The 17,367-nt window shown below is 65.0% G+C and carries 14 protein-coding genes and 1 tRNA gene; 5 read left to right on the forward strand and 10 right to left on the reverse strand.

What is annotated here, in order from left to right; genetic code table 11:
• Window positions 1-17 precede the first annotated feature (17 nt).
• The gene (locus NZL82_RS15140) at window positions 18-3,008 is read right to left on the reverse strand and encodes a TonB-dependent siderophore receptor (RefSeq protein WP_261270587.1); all 2,991 of its coding nucleotides are present in this window, start codon (window positions 3,006-3,008) and stop codon (window positions 18-20) included.
• 284 nt (window positions 3,009-3,292) lie between these two features.
• The gene (locus NZL82_RS15145; protein ID WP_261270588.1) at window positions 3,293-3,760 is read right to left on the reverse strand and encodes a Fur family transcriptional regulator; all 468 of its coding nucleotides are present in this window, start codon (window positions 3,758-3,760) and stop codon (window positions 3,293-3,295) included.
• 130 nt (window positions 3,761-3,890) lie between these two features.
• Here NZL82_RS15145 and NZL82_RS15150 point away from each other — a divergent pair, with 130 nt between their 5' ends.
• The 5 genes from NZL82_RS15150 to NZL82_RS15170 all read left to right on the forward strand — a co-directional run bounded on the left by NZL82_RS15150 (window position 3,891) and on the right by NZL82_RS15170 (window position 8,078).
• Complete coding sequence (locus tag NZL82_RS15150; protein ID WP_261270589.1) at window positions 3,891-4,922, forward strand: COX15/CtaA family protein; 1,032 nt, start codon at window positions 3,891-3,893, stop codon at window positions 4,920-4,922.
• A gap of 123 nt (window positions 4,923-5,045) precedes the next feature.
• A complete protein-coding gene (gene rplM, locus NZL82_RS15155; RefSeq protein WP_037568175.1) occupies window positions 5,046-5,525 on the forward strand; it encodes a 50S ribosomal protein L13 in 480 nt (159 codons plus the stop codon).
• Complete coding sequence (gene rpsI, locus NZL82_RS15160; protein ID WP_261270590.1) at window positions 5,525-6,067, forward strand: 30S ribosomal protein S9; 543 nt, start codon at window positions 5,525-5,527, stop codon at window positions 6,065-6,067. Before rplM ends, rpsI begins: the two co-directional genes overlap by 1 nt.
• Window positions 6,068-6,293: 226 nt before the next feature.
• Window positions 6,294-7,154 carry a DMT family transporter gene (locus NZL82_RS15165; RefSeq protein ID WP_261270591.1) on the forward strand — a complete coding sequence of 287 codons (861 nt, stop codon included), beginning with the start codon at window positions 6,294-6,296 and terminating at the stop codon, window positions 7,152-7,154.
• Between the two features lie 267 nt (window positions 7,155-7,421).
• Window positions 7,422-8,078 (forward strand): hypothetical protein, encoded by a 657-nt coding sequence (locus NZL82_RS15170; protein ID WP_261270592.1) that lies wholly within the window; start codon window positions 7,422-7,424, stop codon window positions 8,076-8,078.
• A gap of 167 nt (window positions 8,079-8,245) precedes the next feature.
• On the opposite strand, the gene NZL82_RS15175 is transcribed toward NZL82_RS15170, so the two are convergent.
• The 8 genes from NZL82_RS15175 to NZL82_RS15210 all read right to left on the reverse strand — a co-directional run bounded on the left by NZL82_RS15175 (window position 8,246) and on the right by NZL82_RS15210 (window position 17,363).
• Window positions 8,246-8,851 (reverse strand): ATP-binding cassette domain-containing protein, encoded by a 606-nt coding sequence (locus NZL82_RS15175; RefSeq protein ID WP_261270593.1) that lies wholly within the window; start codon window positions 8,849-8,851, stop codon window positions 8,246-8,248.
• The gene (gene modB / locus NZL82_RS15180; RefSeq protein WP_261270700.1) at window positions 8,841-9,530 is read right to left on the reverse strand and encodes a molybdate ABC transporter permease subunit; all 690 of its coding nucleotides are present in this window, start codon (window positions 9,528-9,530) and stop codon (window positions 8,841-8,843) included. The genes NZL82_RS15175 and modB overlap by 11 nt, the downstream gene beginning before the upstream one ends.
• 7 nt (window positions 9,531-9,537) lie before the next feature.
• Complete coding sequence (modA, locus tag NZL82_RS15185; RefSeq protein ID WP_261270594.1) at window positions 9,538-10,290, reverse strand: molybdate ABC transporter substrate-binding protein; 753 nt, start codon at window positions 10,288-10,290, stop codon at window positions 9,538-9,540.
• A gap of 131 nt (window positions 10,291-10,421) precedes the next feature.
• Entirely contained in the window at window positions 10,422-12,233 is a 1,812-nt protein-coding gene (gene lepA, locus NZL82_RS15190) for a translation elongation factor 4 (RefSeq protein ID WP_058751715.1), read from the reverse strand.
• Between the two features lie 607 nt (window positions 12,234-12,840).
• A tRNA-Pro gene (locus NZL82_RS15195) sits at window positions 12,841-12,917 on the reverse strand.
• Window positions 12,918-13,034: 117 nt separating this feature from the next.
• A complete protein-coding gene (locus tag NZL82_RS15200; protein WP_261270595.1) occupies window positions 13,035-13,853 on the reverse strand; it encodes an ATP-binding protein in 819 nt (272 codons plus the stop codon).
• A gap of 100 nt (window positions 13,854-13,953) precedes the next feature.
• Window positions 13,954-15,972, reverse strand: coding sequence for a tetratricopeptide repeat protein (locus tag NZL82_RS15205; protein WP_261270596.1), 2,019 nt, complete (start codon window positions 15,970-15,972; stop codon window positions 13,954-13,956).
• A 2-nt stretch (window positions 15,973-15,974) separates the two neighbouring features.
• Complete coding sequence (locus tag NZL82_RS15210) at window positions 15,975-17,363, reverse strand: TIGR03013 family XrtA/PEP-CTERM system glycosyltransferase (RefSeq protein WP_261270597.1); 1,389 nt, start codon at window positions 17,361-17,363, stop codon at window positions 15,975-15,977.
• Window positions 17,364-17,367: the final 4 nt, after the last annotated feature.

Genomic DNA, 17,367 nt, shown 5'->3' on the forward strand with positions numbered 1-17,367 from the left:
CATCACCACATCCCCCCTCAAAAGTTGAACCGCACGCCGGCCCGGTACACGCGACCGAGCACGTCATAGAGCGCCGGGTTCACGAAATAGGGCGACCGCGCCGGATCGCGATTGAACACATTATCGACCTTGAAATAAGCGGTTACCGCCTTGGTCACGTTATAGGTGCCGCCCACGTCGAAATAGAAGGCGCCGGGGATGAAATTATTGTCGATCGTCGGCCGATTGGCGGTCGAGGCGGGGCAGCCGGTGGTGCACTCGATATACTGATTGCCCAGCTTGCCGTCGCTGAACCAGCGCTCCTGCAGCAGCAATGACCAGTCGTCGGTGGCATAGGTCTGCACCGCCAGCCACTTCCACTTCGGCGTGCTGCCGATATTCACGCCCGCCGTGTCGTTGGGGATCGTATTGGGCAGGCCGGTATCGGTGATGAAGCGCCGGATATTGGTCGCCAGCGCCCGCAGCGTCAGGCTGCCCGGCAGGCCCAGCGGATTGCGCCAGCGATAGCTCGCCTCGATGTCGAAACCATCGGTCAGGATCGACGCCAGGTTGAAAGACTGGACGTTGATATAATTTGGCCCATTGGGGTTGTTCAGGTTGAACACACCGCAGGTCTCCGGCGCGATGTTCAGATAGCACAGGTTGACGATGTCCTGCGCGCCCAGGCTGGAGATGACGTCGGTGATCTTGATCTTGTAATAGTCGACCGACAGGCTGAGCCCCGGGATCGCCTGCGAGTTGGAGAAGGCGATGCCCAGCGTCGTGTTGCGCGCGATTTCGGGCGTCAGGTTGACGTTGCCGATGGTGTTCTGAAGCGCCAGCACGTTGACGTTGTTGAAGGGGTCGAAAAAGCCCGGCAGCGTGGTCGTGACCGGCGCCGCGAACAGTTCCGACAGATTGGGCGCGCGCACGTCGCGAGAGGTCACGCCGCGAATGCGCAGGCCGTCGACCGGCAGGTCCCAGGTGCCGCCGATCTTCCAGGCCCACACGGTGCCCGACGTACTGTAATCGGTAACGCGCACCGCGCCGTTAATGTTGGCGCGCCCGCCGGCCTCCGAGTTGATGATCGGCAGGTCGGCCTCGATAAAGGCCTCCTTCACGCTATAGGCACCGCTGCCATTCTTGTAGTTGCCCGCATACCAGTTGTTGCCATCGGCCAGCAGGACCGGGTCGGCGGGATAGGCAGCGTTGGCGGGCGTATTCGCAAAGCCCGCGCCATATGGGTCGGCCCGCACGCGGTAATATTCGTGGCGGAACTCGCCGCCGAACGCGATCGACACCGGTCCTGCCCAGGACGAGAAGGGCGAGCCCGAGAAGTTCAGGCTGATCACGTCCTGCGTCTGGCGCGTCTGCTGATAGGGTCCGTATTGCGGCATGATATAACTCATTGCCGCGGCCGACGGATTACCGCCGAAGATATTGAGCGGCTGACACCCGTTGGCGCGCGCAGTCGCATCGGCGCAGACGATCGCCCCGTTCAGCGTGGTCGCGTTGATCGCCTGGTTGAAGCGGCGCGACAGCATGATGTTGCTGACGTCCACATCCGTATAGTTGGTGCCGTGCTCGTAATACATGTCATAGGACCAGTCGGAACCGAGCACCGGTTCCCGCCCCTTGGCCCCCGCGACGAAACGGTACTGGCGACGGTCGGTATAGACCTGGGTATTGCCCAGCGCGGCGTTGCTGGTGCCGTATTGGAAATTGGTGATGCCCGCCGTGGCGCAAGCCGCCTTGACCAGCGCGGGGACATAAGGATTGGCGCACTGGATGGTCAGGTTGGGGCGGTTCTGCCCGCCGACCGGCTGGTTGTTGGTCTTGACCTGGCCGATATTGATCGTGCCGTAAATCTCGCCGTTGGGCGCGAAGTCATAGCCGATCCGGCCATAGCCGTTCACGCGCTGAATCTTGGATTGCAACGAGCGACCCGCATCCACATTACCCGACAGGTCACCACCCTGGCAAAAACCGGGGAGACATCCGCTGACATTGCCCGCCGCGTCCCGCGCGGGCACGCCGTTCGATCCGTACTGGAACTGGAACGGATTGCCCGACTGGTCAAAGGCGATGCCCTGAAGCGGCCCGGCGGTGATCAGGCCATATTTGGTGTAGTTGTACGCCTGCGCATAGTCGCGAAACAGATATTGCGGCGATCCGTCGTTCAGCACGTTGCGGTTGATCAGCGTGGACTGGCGGAACCAGTCGCGCCCGCCCGCCAGGCCGATGCCGAACTGCCCCCCGCCGACGCCTTCCTCATGCGCATATTCGGTGCTGGCGATCACATGCAGGCTGTCGTTGAGCAGGCTGGTACCGCCCGCCAGCTGGACCAGCACTTGTTCATCGTCGCCATAGGTGGTCAGACCACCCTGGACATTGCCCTTGATCCCCTTGAACCGGGTATCGGTGATGAAGTTGACGACGCCGCCGACCGCGTCCGAACCATAGGAGGCCGAGGCACCGCCATTGACCACGTCGACCCGCTTGATCAGCAGTTGCGGAAACAGGCTGATGTCGGGAACGCCGGTGACGTTCGCACCGACCACCCGCTGGCCATCGAGCAGCGTCAGGGTTCGGATCGCGCCCACACCCCGGAGCGAGAAAGAGCTGAGCCCCTGCTGACCGCTCGACGTACTGAAGGTGTTGGTCGCGGTGCCGGTCGAGCCCTGAAGCGAGGGCAATTGCGCGACCGTGGTGAAGATATTCGGTTGCGCATTGGCGGCGATCTGCTCCTCGCCGATCACGGTCGTCGGGGTCGGCGCGGTAAAGCCGCCGGTCGTGATTCGCGAGCCCGTGACGATGATGTCGCGCGCATTGGTATCGCCGACCTGGTCGTCCGGCGCAGCCGTGTCGACCGATGCCGCCGGAGCGTCTGCCTGATCGGTCTGAGCCGCCTGGTTCGGTGGCACCTGAGCCCAGGCCGGCGTCGCGACCGTCGCCGCCGCCAGAACCACCAAGCTTGCCGCGCCAAGAGTGCGCCGACGCACGGTGCGGCTATGCGATCCCGTCATCATCTCAAACCTCTCCCTTTTCGTCCCGTTTTATCTGGTAACGTTACCAACGTCATTTCGCGTTTCGGCGCGCAAGTCAATGCCTTGTGTCGATTGCAAAACTTGTGTCGCGGCGATGGCGTGCCGAAATGCGCCGGATCGAGCCTATGGGGCGGGACCAGCGATCGCTACGTCAAAGGGTGAAATATAGCGCCGTGACGATGACGGCGATCATCGGGAGGCCGGTACGCAAATACGGAGAGTCTATATGGCCCGATCAACCGAGGGACGGAGTCCCCCAAAACCGGTTAATCTCCGGCGCAATCCGCGCAACGTCCCCGAACCTCGATCACCGGACGCTCGGGGCTGAACCCCGCCCCGCGTGCCGCATCGCGCACCGCACCGGTCAGCCGGTCGTCGTCGATATGGGTGGTCTGCCCGCATTTGTCGCAGACCAGGAAGATGCAGTCGTGCATGCAGTCTGGATGCGCATTGGCGACATAGGCATTGGCGCTCTCGACCCGGCGCGCAAGATTGGCACCGACAAACAGGTCGAGGATGCGATAGACGCTGTTTGCGGCGACGCGCCGACCTTGCGTCTTCGACATGGCATCGGCGATGTCATAGGCGGAGGCGGGCTTTTCGAAGCCGGCCAGCGCTGTGAAGACGCTGGCGCGCATGGCCGTCCATTGTTCGCCAGCCCGCTCCAGCGTCGCCTTCGCCGCGTCGGCAAGATCGGCCCCGACGGGCTCGTGATGGTTATGCATGTGCGCCATGATCGAGATTTAGGCTTTGCCGGTCGGTGGAGCAAGGTCCCCGGCGCGTCGCGACGGGGCATTCGGTCCACTATCGCCGCGACGCTCAGGCCATTATGACGATGCGATGCTGCAACCGAGCCCCGCTTTCATGATCACCGCCCGTCCCCGAGCCCTCGCCCGCTGGCTGTTCGCGGTGGCCGGTCTGATCGTTGCCATGGTCGTGGTCGGCGGGATCACCCGCCTGACCAATAGCGGCCTGTCGATCACCGAGTGGAAGCCGATCACCGGCATCGTGCCCCCGCTGACCGAGGCGCAGTGGCAGGCCGAGTTCGACAATTACAAGCGCATCCCCGAATATTGGACCTTCAACCGCGACATGACGCTGGGCGGGTTCAAGGCGATCTTCTTCTGGGAGTATCTCCACCGGGTGCTGGGACGGGTGATCGGCATGGCCTTCGCCCTGCCCCTGATCTGGTTCTGGGCCCGAAAGGCCATTCCCGTCGGCTACAAGCCGCGCCTCGTCGCGCTGCTCGCGCTGGGCGGACTACAAGGAGCGATCGGCTGGTGGATGGTCGCCTCCGGCCTCGTCGAGCGTACCGATGTCAGCCATATCCGCCTGACGGTCCATCTGCTGACCGCGTTGCTCATCCTTGCCGGGATCATATGGACCGGGCTGGACCTGAAGGCCCTTCACCGCGATCGGCTGTCGGCCCCCGCCAGGTTGACCGCACCGGGGTCCTCCGCGCTCCTGCTGCTGTTCGTGCAGTTGATGTTCGGCGCGCTGACCGCCGGACTGGACGCGGGCTATGCCTTTTCGAGCTGGCCGCTGATGGGGGACGCCTGGTTCCCGGCGGGCACGCCGATGATGAGCCCCGCCATCGCCAACGCTTTCGACAATCCCGTGGTCGTGCAGTTCATTCATCGCTGGTTCGCCTTCGCGGCGGCGGCGGGACTGTTGTGGCTGGCCGTCCGCGCGATCCGGGCGGGGGGCTTGCGCGCGGGTTGGCTGGTAATCGCGCTGGTGGTCACCCAGATCGGATTGGGCATCGCGACCTTGCTCAGCGGCGTGCAGATCGACATCGCGGTCGCGCACCAGGCCAATGCCGCCCTGCTGCTGATCGCCGCGACCGCCGCCGCACACCGGCTCGGAAGCAGCACGCGCGCCCTTAAGGTATCATAATACCCGTCAGCAAAGCCGCACTTTGCTTGACATTTTGGGCCACCTTCCGCATTGGACCCTCGTTCGCGCCGCCCCGGTTCAAAGGGCGGCGTGTTGCATTTCAAACCGAAAGGTCTCACGCCCATGAAGGCGCTCATGAAGACCACCAAGGCGGCCAAGCCGCACGAGGTGGAGAAGAAGTGGCATATCGTCGACGCCGACGGCCTGGTTGTCGGCCGCGCCGCCACCATCATCGCGAACATCCTGCGCGGCAAGCACAAGCCGTCATTCACCCCGCACGTCGATTGCGGTGACAATGTCATCGTCATCAACGCGGACAAGGTGCGCTTCACCGGCAACAAGCTGGGCCAGAAGGTGTACTACAAGCACACCGGTTATGCCGGTGGTATCAAGGGCATCACCGCCGCCAAGGTCCTGGAAGGCCGCTTCCCCGAGCGCGTCCTGGAAAAGGCCGTCGAGCGCATGATCCCCCGTGGTCCGCTGGGCCGTCAGCAGATGCGCAACCTGCGCATCTTCGCCGGCACCGAGCATCCGCATGCCGCGCAGAACCCCGAAGTGCTCGACATTGCGAGCATGAACCGCAAGAACAAGGTGGGCGCATAATGTCCGATAACCGCCAGTCGCTCGCCGATCTCGGCGCCGCCCTGAACCAGCAGGCCGCTGCCGCTCCGGCGCAGACCGCCGCCGCCGGTGAAGCCCCCGCCGCTCCCGCCGAGCGCGTCAGCACCACCCCGCTGCGTCAGCAGGAACTGGACAAGTTTGGCCGCGCCTATGCGACCGGCCGTCGTAAGGACGCCGTCGCTCGCGTCTGGCTGAAGCCGGGTTCGGGCAAGATCACGATCAACGGTCGTGACCAGGAAGTCTATTTCGCGCGTCCGACGCTGCGTCTCGTCATCAACCAGGTGTTCGGCATCACCGAGCGCGAAGGTCAGTATGACGTGATCTGCACCGTCAAGGGCGGCGGTCTGTCGGGCCAGGCCGGTGCGGTCAAGCACGGCATCAGCCAAGCGCTGACCAAGTACGAGCCCGTTCTGCGCGCTCCGGTCAAGGCCGCTGGCTTCCTGACCCGCGACAGCCGCGCCGTCGAGCGTAAGAAGTATGGCCGCGCCAAGGCGCGTCGCAGCTTCCAGTTCTCGAAGCGCTAAGATGCGGGCGTGCTGGGATGGCCACGGCCTTCCCAGCATTCGCCACGTCGGGCGGCAGGAACGGCAACGCCGTTCACCTCCGACGGCGTGGCGCTCGGCCTTTTGCCGAAAGGGCGGCCCGGCAACGGGCCGCCCTTTTCGTTTGAGCGTCCCACGCTCCACCCCAGGCCCGGTCAACTGATAAGCGAGAGCTGCCATGTCCAACCCGCTATGGATCCCCGCCACGGTGGCAGCCGCAACCTTCCAGGTTGGCCGCAATGCCCTGCAGCGTGGGGTCATGTCGTCATCGGGACCATGGGGTGCGACGCTGGTCCGTTTCCTGTTCGGCCTGCCCTTCTCCCTAATGTTCGTCGCCATCGCCCATATCTTCACGCCGGGCGCCGGGCTTCGATGGACCGGCATGTTCTGGCTGTCGGCGATCGTGGGCGCAACGGCGCAGGTATTGGCGACGGCGGCGCTGCTCGATGCCATGCGGCGGTCGGGCTTCGCGGTCGGCACGGCGCTCCAGCAAAGTTCCTTGCCGCTCGCCGCGTTGCTCGGCCTGATCGTCTACCACGACCGGATCAGCGCGATGGCATGGGTCGGCGTCGTCATCACCACCATCGGACTGGTCGCGTTATCCTGGCCCCCGGCCGATCAGCGTCGCGCCTCGCTGGTCGGTGCGGCGATGGGGTTGACCTCCGGTCTGTTCTTCGGCTTCTCACTCAACGCGTTCCGCCACGCGGCGTTGGCGCTGGAGCCCGCACATCCGGTCTTCGCCGCGCTCGTTTGCGTCGCCGTCGTGCAGGCGATGCAGACCGTGGGACTCAGCTTGATCCTCGCCTGGCGTGACCCGGCTACGCTGGTCGAGGTGCTGCGCCGCTGGCGGCCCTCGCTCGGGGCGGGGCTGTGCGGGGCCTGTGCCTCGGCAGGCTGGTTCGTGGCGCTCGCCCTCTCCCCGGCCGCGCCGGTCAGGGCACTGGGAATCATCGAGGCCCCGATCGCCGCCATGGCGGGACATCGGCTTTTCCGCGAGGCCTTGGGCGTTCGGCAAATCCTGTCGGGTCTGGCGATCGTCGGGGGCGTGTTGCTGACGACGCTTCTCTGACGCTAAGCGACCGGCATTTGGTTTGGCCGGGATGTCACGCGCCCTTCACGGCCAAGCCATCCAGACTATCGCAAGCTACGCTTCGCATTCGCCGAACCCTGTCAGTCCCCGAGACGGTAACGGCGTACGTCGGAGGAGTTTCGCGCCATGCCCGGTCGTCGGCTAATCTGCTTGCTCCCTTTGTGGGCTGCGACCGCCGCCGCTTCGCCCCCGCGGCCCATCGCTCTGTCTCGCCCGTTCGGCCTCAAGCCGGGATGGCAACTTCTGGTGGCACAGGGGCCGGACGTTCCAGACCCATTCGGCGATGCGACCGCCAAGGCACCGGGCAAGATCCATCTCTGCATCACCCGCGATGACGGGAAAAGCTGCCGCCCTTCGCTCGACGCGATACTGGTCCGGCCGGGGCGAAATGCGCTTTACGAAACCATTCATTATCTCGACGACGCACGCATCGTACGTCCGCGCGCCGATCACCCCCTGCTGTGGGTGCAGGCCGCAAGCCTGCGCGGCGGCAATGGCGATCAGGTGATCGGGACGATGGCACTGGCCTATGACCGTGCGGGCCAGCGGTTTGTGCCCGTCTATGCCATCAACACCGGCCGCAACAACAATCAGGAAGTCCGCTACATCGAAAGCGGGCCCTTGCGCGGTGCGATCATTTCCGCCCAGCCGACGTCCAACGCGCCCTTCGGCTTCTGGATCACGGTGAACCGCCGGGCCCGTTCGGGCCGCTATGCTCCGATACTACGGTATCGCAGCGCGACCCGTTATGGCGACGGTAATCCATTGCCCGTGATCGATTCGGATATGCCCGAGCTCTTGCGTCGGCTGAACCTTTGGAAGCCCGGCACACCGCCTCCCCACCCCGACCATTGCCGCACGCCTCACTTGGTCAAGGGAGCGCTTTGGTGCGGCGCCACTTGACCTTACCCCGTCCGCGTCTCGACAGTAGCGAAGCGACAAAGCCACCTATCGCAGGGGAGCGCGCCATGCCCCCAACGTCGATCGTCGCCAATGACTGCAAGGCCGGTGGGACGTTCCCCTGGGCGGACGGGCATGGACCGACCGGGGCTTCGAACTCGCCTGACCGATCAGAGCCGGACGATGGCGGTGGCGATCCGTTCGGCTTCTTCGGGATCGTGCGTGACCATCAGGATCGGGATGCCGGTCCGGTCACGCACCGCCACCAGCGCATCGAGTATTTCGCCCCGCCGCGCGCGGTCGAGCGACGATAGAGGCTCGTCGAGTAGCAGGACGCGGGGGTTGCTGAGCAGGGCCCGTCCTATCGCCACGCGCCGCGCTTCGCCTCCCGACAGGCTGCGCGGCCAGCGATCGAGCAGATGGCCGATGCCCAGCATCGCGATGATGTCTTCCCAGTCCCCGCCGCCCCCCTGCATGCCGTAACGCAGATTGGCCGCAACCCGCATATGCGGAAACAGGCGCGGCTCCTGAAAGACATAGCCGATACGGCGGCGCTCGGGCTTGACGTCGATACGGGCATCAGCGTCGAACAGCGTCTCGCCAGCGACGCGGACATGACCCGCCTCGGGGCGCAGCAACCCCGCGACCATTTGAAGAATGCTCGTCTTGCCCACGCCCGACGGCCCGAACAATATCGTCGCACCGGGGCCGGTGACGAAACTGCCCCCGATCCGGCTGTCCCCACGCCGTACCGTGACATCGACGTCAAAGGACATGCAGCCCCCGCCCCATCCGACGTGCCAGCCATTCGGATATCACCAGCGCGATCAGCGACAGCAGGACCGATACGGTGGCCAGACGCCAGACCATCGCCTCTCCGCCGGGGCGCTGCAGCGCGGAGTAGATGGCGAGCGGCAGTGTGGCCGTTTCGCCGGGCACGTTGGACACGAAGGTGATCGTCGCGCCAAACTCGCCGATCGACCGGGCGAAACCCAGGATCAGTCCCGCCAACAGGCCTGGCGCACAGAGCGGCAGCGTGATGGTGGCAAAGACACGGGCACGCCCCGCCCCCAGCGTCCGTGCGGCCTGCTCCAGACGGGGATCGACCGCTTCGATCGATAGCCGTATCGCGCGCACGACCAGCGGCAGCGCCATCACCGCGGCAGCGATCACGGCCCCCGTCCAGCGGAACAACACGCTGACCCCGAACCACTCGCTCAGCCAATGGCCGATCGGCCCGTCCGGGCCAAAGGCGAGCAGCAACACCCAGCCCGTGACGACCGGTGGCACGACCAGGGGAAGATGGACGATCCCGTCGAGAAGAACGCGCCCCGGAAACCGTCCCCGCGCCAGCAGCCACGCCAGGGCAAAGGCGATCGGCAGGGTAACCAGCATCGCGGTGCCGCCGACCAGCAGCGACAACCGAACGATCCCCCATTCCTCCGCCGACAGCATCAAGCCGTCATCGCGTGGAAAAGCCATAGCGGCGGAAGATCGCCTTGCCGTTCGCCGATAGCAGGAACCGGCGAAACCCCTCGGCTTCGGGGTTACTCGACGCCTTCAACCGGGCGAGTGGATAGGTAATCGGAGGATGGCTGGCCGCCGGGAACAGACCGACGACATGGACGCGCGGCGACGCCTTGGCATCGGTCGAATAGACGATGCCGTGCGGGGCTGCCCCCCGCTCGACCAGCGCGAGCGCGGCACGGACGTTTTCCGCGCGCACGACATGCGGGGCGACCGCATTCCACGCGCCAAGCTTTTCGAGGGCGGCCTTGCCATATTTGCCTGCCGGAACGCTGTCGGTGTCGGCCATGGCCACCGGTCCAGCGGACAAGGTCCTGCCCAGAGTCCGGGTCGTCACCTGCCCGCCCTTGCCGACCGGCGCGATGACGACGAGGCGATTGCCCAGAAATGCGCTGCGGGTCCTGTCCGCAAGCAGACCGTCCTTCTGGAGGACGTCCATCCACTCTTCGTCGGCGGAGGCGAACAGATCGGCCTTGCCGCCCGCCTGCACTTGTCGCGCGAGCGCGGAGGAGGCGGCGAAGGAGATGACCGGACGCGGGTGGCCGCGCTGCGCCCAGGCATTGGCGGCGGCAGTCATCGATTCCTGCAAGCTGGCCGCGGCGAGAACCAGCGGAGCGCGAGTCTGAGCGGCGGCTGACGCCGACACGAGCAAAGCGCCGACCAGCGCGACGGATCGAAATACCATCATTGGCGTCCCCTTATTGTGCCTTGATGGCCATATAAGGCTGTAACGCACAAGGAACGATTCTTTCCCGTCGCGCGAAGCCGAAAGCCGGCTTTCTTCGATCCTCCCCAGCCAAGCCTGGGGAGGATTTGAGGTCAGGCCTCATCGCCCATGCGCAGCGCTGCGATAAAGGCTTCCTGCGGGATGCTGACCGAGCCGTACTCGCGCATCTTCGCCTTACCCTTCTTCTGCTTTTCCAGCAGCTTACGCTTACGAGTTGCGTCGCCGCCGTAGCATTTCGCGGTCACGTCCTTGCGCATGGCGGAAATCGTCTCGCGCGCGATCACCTTGCCGCCGATCGCGGCCTGGATCGGGATCTTGAACAGATGGCGCGGGATGAGTTCCTTCAGCCGCTCGCACATGCCGCGTCCGCGTGTCTCGGCGGTCCCACGGTGGACGATCATCGACAGCGCATCGACCGGCTCCTCGTTGACGAGGATGCTCATCTTGACGAGGTCGCCCTCCCGATAGCCGATCTGGTGATAGTCGAAGCTGGCATAGCCCTTCGACAGCGACTTCAAGCGGTCGTAGAAATCGAACACGACTTCATTGAGCGGCAGTTCATAGGTCGCCTGCGCACGGCCGCCGACATAGGTCAGATTCTTCTGGATACCACGCCGGTCCTGGCACAGCTTCAGGATCGAACCCAGATATTCATCGGGGACATAGATGGTTGCCTCGATCCACGGCTCGCTGATCGACTCGATCTTGTTCGGATCGGGCATATCGGCGGGGTTGTGCAGATCGATCTGCCCGCCGCCATGCGTCAGCTCGATCTGGTACACCACCGACGGCGCGGTGGTGATCAGGTCGAGGTCATATTCACGCGTCAGACGCTCCTGGATGATCTCCAGATGCAGCAGCCCCAGGAAGCCGCAGCGGAAGCCGAAGCCGAGCGCCGCCGACGTCTCCATCTCGAAGCTGAACGAAGCATCGTTTAGCCGCAGCTTGCTGATCGACTCGCGCAGCTTCTCAAAGTCGTTGGCGTCGACCGGGAAAAGTCCGCAGAACACGACCGGCTGGACTTCCTTGAAGCCCGGCAGCGCCTGTTCGGTCGGCTTCTTGGCGTCGGTCAGCGTGTCGCCGACGCGCGCCTGCGCCACGTCCTTGATCTGCGCGGTAATGAAGCCGATCTCGCCGACGCCCAGCTCGGTCAGTTGCTCGATCTTCGGGCGGAAACAACCGACGCGGTCGATCAGGTGGGTGGTCCCAGCCTGCATGAACTTGATCTGCTGCCCCTTCTTCAGCGTGCCTTCCATCACGCGGACCAGGATGACGACGCCCAGATAGGGGTCGTACCAGCTGTCGACCAGCATCGCCTTCAACGGCGCGGTCGCGTCGCCCTTGGGCGCAGGGATGTTCTTGACGATCGCTTCCAGAATGTCGCCGATGCCGATGCCAGACTTTGCACTGGCCAGCACCGCACCCGACGCGTCGATGCCGATCACATCCTCGATCTCCGCGCGGACCTTTTCAGGTTCGGCGGCGGGTAGGTCGATCTTGTTGATGACGGGCACGATCTCATGGTCATGCTCGATCGACTGATAGACGTTGGCCAGCGTCTGCGCCTCGACACCCTGAGCGGCGTCGACGACCAGCAGCGCGCCTTCGCACGCCGCCAGCGACCGGCTGACCTCATAGGCGAAGTCGACATGCCCCGGCGTGTCCATCAGGTTCAGCGTATAGGTTTCGCCATCCTGCGCCTTGTACGCCAATCGCACGGTCTGCGCCTTGATGGTGATGCCGCGTTCCTTCTCGATCTCCATATTGTCGAGAACCTGTTCGCTCATCTCGCGGTCGGTCAGGCCGCCGGTGAACTGGATCAGGCGATCGGCAAGGGTCGACTTGCCATGGTCGATATGCGCGATGATGGAAAAATTGCGAATCTTGTCGAGCGGCGTGGTCATAGTTCCGCAGCGCCTAGCCTGTCCTGAGCCGGAGTGCTAGCCGCCAGCGGCGAGGATGCAGATGCATCAAGCACGCATCCCGCAGAACATATGGTTTGTCGGGGAGCATACCATGTCCAAATTCGTCTTTGTCGCCACCGTCGCGAGCCCCAGCCCAATCGCCGCGAACCCTGTCGGCGCCCAGAATGTCGCGAAGCCAATCAGCGGCCAGCGCCTTGAGGAAGCCACCGCCAGTGACGTACCCGATTGCGTCCGCAAACCGGGTACGCTTTTGATCGTCGATGGTGACACGTCCAGCGTGACCGGTGCGTGGAACCTCGCGCCACCATCGAAGCTGCTCAAGGTTCCTATGCAACGTTCGGGCTGCGGGGGCTTCTTTGCGGTCGCTGGCGCGGTGGGTGGCAGCTATGACAACACCGATATCAGCCGGATCGTGACCCTGTCGCTCATCCAGGCTTATTCGAAGCTGGTGAGCGGTCTGGGTCTCGGCACACCGGGTGCCGCGGGTACGGCAGAGGCAGCGCCGGACAAGACGTTTGCAACAGAGGGAGAGGTCGCCCACTATTGGGGCGCCCCTCTTCTAAGAGGGGATAACGATGTGATGAAATGGTCGGGGAGAGAGGATTCGAACCTCCGGCCCCTGCCTCCCGAAGGCAGTGCTCTACCAGGCTGAGCTACTCCCCGACTAGAGAGTACGGACCGTTTTCGAAGCCTTTCGGGAAGGCCGATCCGTGCTGGAGGCGCGCCAATAGCCAGCGGTTCGGACAGGCGCAAGCGGTTTTTTATCTGTCAGGTAAATTATTACAGATTGCGCCCGATCCGCCCCGCCAGATCGACCACATATTGCCACGCAACCCGCCCCGAACGGCTGCCCCGCCGCGTCGCCCAGTTGACCGCCTCCGCGCCATCGAACGGCAGGTCATAGCGTTCGGCATAGGCCCGCACGATCGCCAGATAGCCGTCCTGGTCCAGCGTATGGAAACCCAGGCTCAGACCAAAGCGATCGGACAGCGCCATCTGATCGTCGATAACATCGCGCGGATTGATCGCGCTGTCCTGCTCGCTGAGGTCGCGGGGCAGGAGATGGCGACGGTTCGACGTGACCAGCAGACGGACATGCGCGGGCCGCGCCTCCGCCCCGCCATCGAGCAATGAGCGCAGCGTCCGCGCCTCGCCCGCCCCATCGAAGCCCAGATCGTCGATGAAGACGGCGAAGGCGCGCTTCACCCGCTCCAGCATGGCGAACAGGTCCGGCAGGCTGTCGAGCATGTCGACCGATACCAGCGCGAGCCTTCCGGCCCTCTGCTCCTGAACGGCCGCCACGCTGGCCTTGACCAGCGCCGATTTGCCGGTGCCCCTCGCACCCCAGAGCAGCACGTCCTGCGCCGCGTGACCATCGGCCAGCCGCTCCAGATTGGCGATCAGGGACTCTCGCTGCCGGTCCAGTCCCTGAAGCAGCGCCAAGGGCACCGGCGAAAAGCTGCGCGCGGCGTGCAGCACCCCGCCCCGCCACAAATAGGCCGGGTGCGCGAGCGGATCGGCAGAGGGCTGCGGCGGGGGAGCAAGGCGTTCGAGCGCGGCGGCGATGCGCTCCAGCGCATGGGGGGCGGGGTCGGTCATGGCGTGGCTGTAGGGCGCGCCCCAGCGCCTGCCAAGCACCACCGGTCGGTAGCATTTCCAGCCCAAATTGCGTCGCCGTCTTTCCCCGGCGGAAAGCGGTTTAAAGCGCGGCGCGGTGCCTCAGGATCACGGGATCGCCGGGTGCCAAGGCCAGCGCCTTGTCGAACAACTGTCGCGCCCCCGCCCCTTCGCCATCCGCGGCCAACGCCATGCCATAGGCATCCGCCACCGCCGCGTTCATCGGAGCCAACCGATAGGCGGCCATCGCGTAACGCCGCGCCACCACACCGTCCCCACTTTCGGCATAGGCGATGGCCAGATCGTGCAGCAGCGCGACGTCGGCCGGACCAAGCCGGGTCCGCAGCGCTTCCAGCGTTTCGATCGCATCGTCCCACTGTCCCGCCGCCATCTGCCACGTGGCCAACAAGCGTCTGGCGGGTAGACTTTGCGGATTCTGCGAAAGGTACAAGCCCAAGGCCGTGGCCGCCGCGCGCGGCTGACCGATCCGCTGATAGCCGTCGATCAGTCGGAGCATTGCGGGTTCGTCGAAGGTGAGATTGGCCGCACGGGCATAGGAACCGACCGCTTCGGTCCTACGTCCCGTCACGGCGAGCATGTCACCATAGGCGATCTGCGCAACCGGTGCACCGGGGCTGGCGCGGACAAGGGCCTGCGCCGTTCGGATGGCTGCGGCCCGATCGCCCTGGCTGGCCAGTCCACGGATCAGGCCGAGCGCATAGGTCGGATCGGTCGGAGACTCGGCGGCTGCCAGCGCGAGGTCGCCGACGGGGCGATCGGCGCGGAAGATGGCAGCATCGCCCCGCTGGGCGCTGGTGACGCGATCGTTCAGTGCTGTGGCCTCCCCCGGCTGCGCGATGGCGGCGAGGCGGAGCGCATAACCGTCCGCATCAGTCCGTGACAATATAGGGCGCAGCGTCGCCAGCGCCGCAGCCCGGTCGCCGGATCCGATCTGCGCCAAAGCCAGCAAACGCCGCGCGGTGACGTTCATCGGTTGCATGGCGACCAGCCGCGCCCAGGCGCGAACGGCTCGCTGTGGTCGGCCCTGAGCATAGGCCAATGCGCCCTCCAGCAGCACGACCGACGGCCGGGCCGCCAGCGCTCCGTCGGTGAGTTGCAGCGCCAGTTGCGCCAGGGCGTAGCGGCCCGCTCGAGCGGCGATTACCGCCTGGAAATAGAGTGCTTCCGGACTGCCGGGCTCCGAGACCAAGGCCATCCGCGTCGCGGCCAGCGCGTCCGAGGCGCGGCCCAGATCACCCAGCGTCGCGGCATATTGGATCAAAGCGGGGTGATAATAGGCGTCACGCGCCAAGGCCGCCTCGAACCATGGCAATGCCGCCGCCAGGCCATACCGAGCCCGGACGACCTCCCCTTGCAGGGTCAGCGCGGCGGGATCGGCCGGGGCCAGCGCCACCGCCCGAGTTGCTGCCTGCGTCGCGCCCTCCATATCGCCCGCTCCGAAGCGGCTACGCCCCAAATCGGTCCAGCCTCGGGCATCCCGAGGAAAGCGAGCAACCAGTTGCTCCAGGCTGGAGCGCAGCGCGCCGCCTCCACTGCCCTGGACCGCACGAAGTTGCGCGGCAACCCGCGACATTGCGGCGTCGCGTTCGCGCGGCATATGGCCAATCGCATCCTGCGCACCCGCCACATTACCGAGCAGCAGCCGCGCCTCGGCGCGATAGGCCAGCGTATCAACCTGTGGCACGCCATCGGCCAGCGCACGGTCGAGCGCGACCTCAGCCGTCACCCCCTGACCCAGCAACAGGCTGGTCCTGGCGAGCATCATCTGCGCCTGACCCGATTGCGGGGCGGCCTTGGCGGCTTCCCGCGCCTGGTCATGCGCGGCGTGATAATTCCCCGCCTCCAGCGCGATCGTCGCACGTCGCAGCGCCAGAACGGGGTCGACGCTCGGGCTGCCGCTATACAATAGGGTCAGCAGCCCCGCGATCGCCAATGCGATAACCGCCAGCACCGCCACGATCCTGATCCGCCGCCGAATCGAGCGCCGACGCCAGATACGACGTTTGCGGCGCAGCATCGGATAGGGATGCGATCGCCGCCGTTCGCGCCCGGTATAGGGCTCCTTCGCGCTATCCGGCACGCCTAGCGCGCACCCGTCGGCCAGAGGATCACGCGCAGCGTCTGCAACAGGATCAACGCGTCCAGAAAGGGCGAGTAATTCTTGGCGTAATAAAGGTCATATTCCAGCTTGTGCCGCGCATCGTCGATGGATGCGCCATAGGGATAGTTGAGCTGCGCCCAGCCGGTGATCCCCGGCTTCACCATATGCCGTTCTGCGTAAAAGGGAATGTCCCGCTCCAATTGCTCGACGAACTGGGGGCGCTCGGGGCGGGGGCCGACGAAGCTCATCTCCCCCATCAGCACCGACCAGATCTGCGGCAATTCATCGATCCGCACCTTTCGGATGAACCGGCCGATCCGGGTGATGCGGGGATCATCCTTTTCCGCCCAGACGGCATGTCCCGCCACTTCCGCATCCTGCCGCATCGAGCGAAGCTTTAGAATGTCGAACGGCTCGTTGAAAAGGCCGATCCGGCGCTGCCGGTAAAAGGCCGGCCCGCGCGATTCGAGCCGGATCGCAATCGCGGTGATCAGGATAACGGGCAGCGCAAAGACCAGCAGAATCAGGCTGACCGAGATGTCGAAGGCGCGCTTGAACATCGCCGACCACATCCGGCCCGAGGCAAAGCCTTCGGAAAAGATGAGCCAGCTATGGCTGACCGAGGCGAGATCGATCCGCCCCGTCTGCCGCTCGAGAAAGCTTGATAGCTCACAGACTTGCACGCCGGTCGTGCGAACGCGCAGCAAATCTTGATAGGGCAAGGCGTTGCGCCGCTCCTGCAAAGCGAGCACGACCTCGCTTGCTTCCCGGTCGAGGACAAACTGTCGCAGGTTGGGAATGTCGGCGCGGGGAATGGCACCCGCGACCGCCGTCTCCGCCGCGTTCATCGCGATAGCCCCCGCCACCAGGAAGTTCGTCCCCGGCTGCCCCGCCAAGGTCATGATCGCAGCGGCACGCTCGCCCGCGCCCATCAGGATCACCCGACGCTTAAACCGATCCCCCCCCAGGATCCGCCCCATCAGCGCCCGCTCCGAGACCAGCATGACGACCGCTAGGATCATCGAAAAGAACAGGCTGGACCGCCAATAGGACAGGCTGGGGAAGAAAAAGAATATGAGCGACAGGAAGATGACCCCCATCGACACCGCGACCATCAGCCGGGCCGCGGCGAAACGCAGGGACAGGAAGGACGCCGCCGCATAGCCCCCCACCGCCAGCAACGCGATCTGCAAAGGGATGGCGAAGCTCAACACCTGAGGCAACCGTTCGGACAGCGATCCCGGAGGATATCCGATCTGTCGTGCCCGGATCAGCCAACCCAGTTCCGCCGCCGCCATCAGCAGCACGAAATCGACCAGCCCGAGCAACAGCGCCGCATGGGGAACATAGTGTTTGAACAGGCGGATCATCTAT

Origin of the sequence: Sphingomonas sp. LC-1, from assembly GCF_025371035.1 — a bacterium.
Classification (GTDB): Bacteria; Pseudomonadota; Alphaproteobacteria; order Sphingomonadales; family Sphingomonadaceae; genus Sphingomonas; species Sphingomonas sanguinis_E.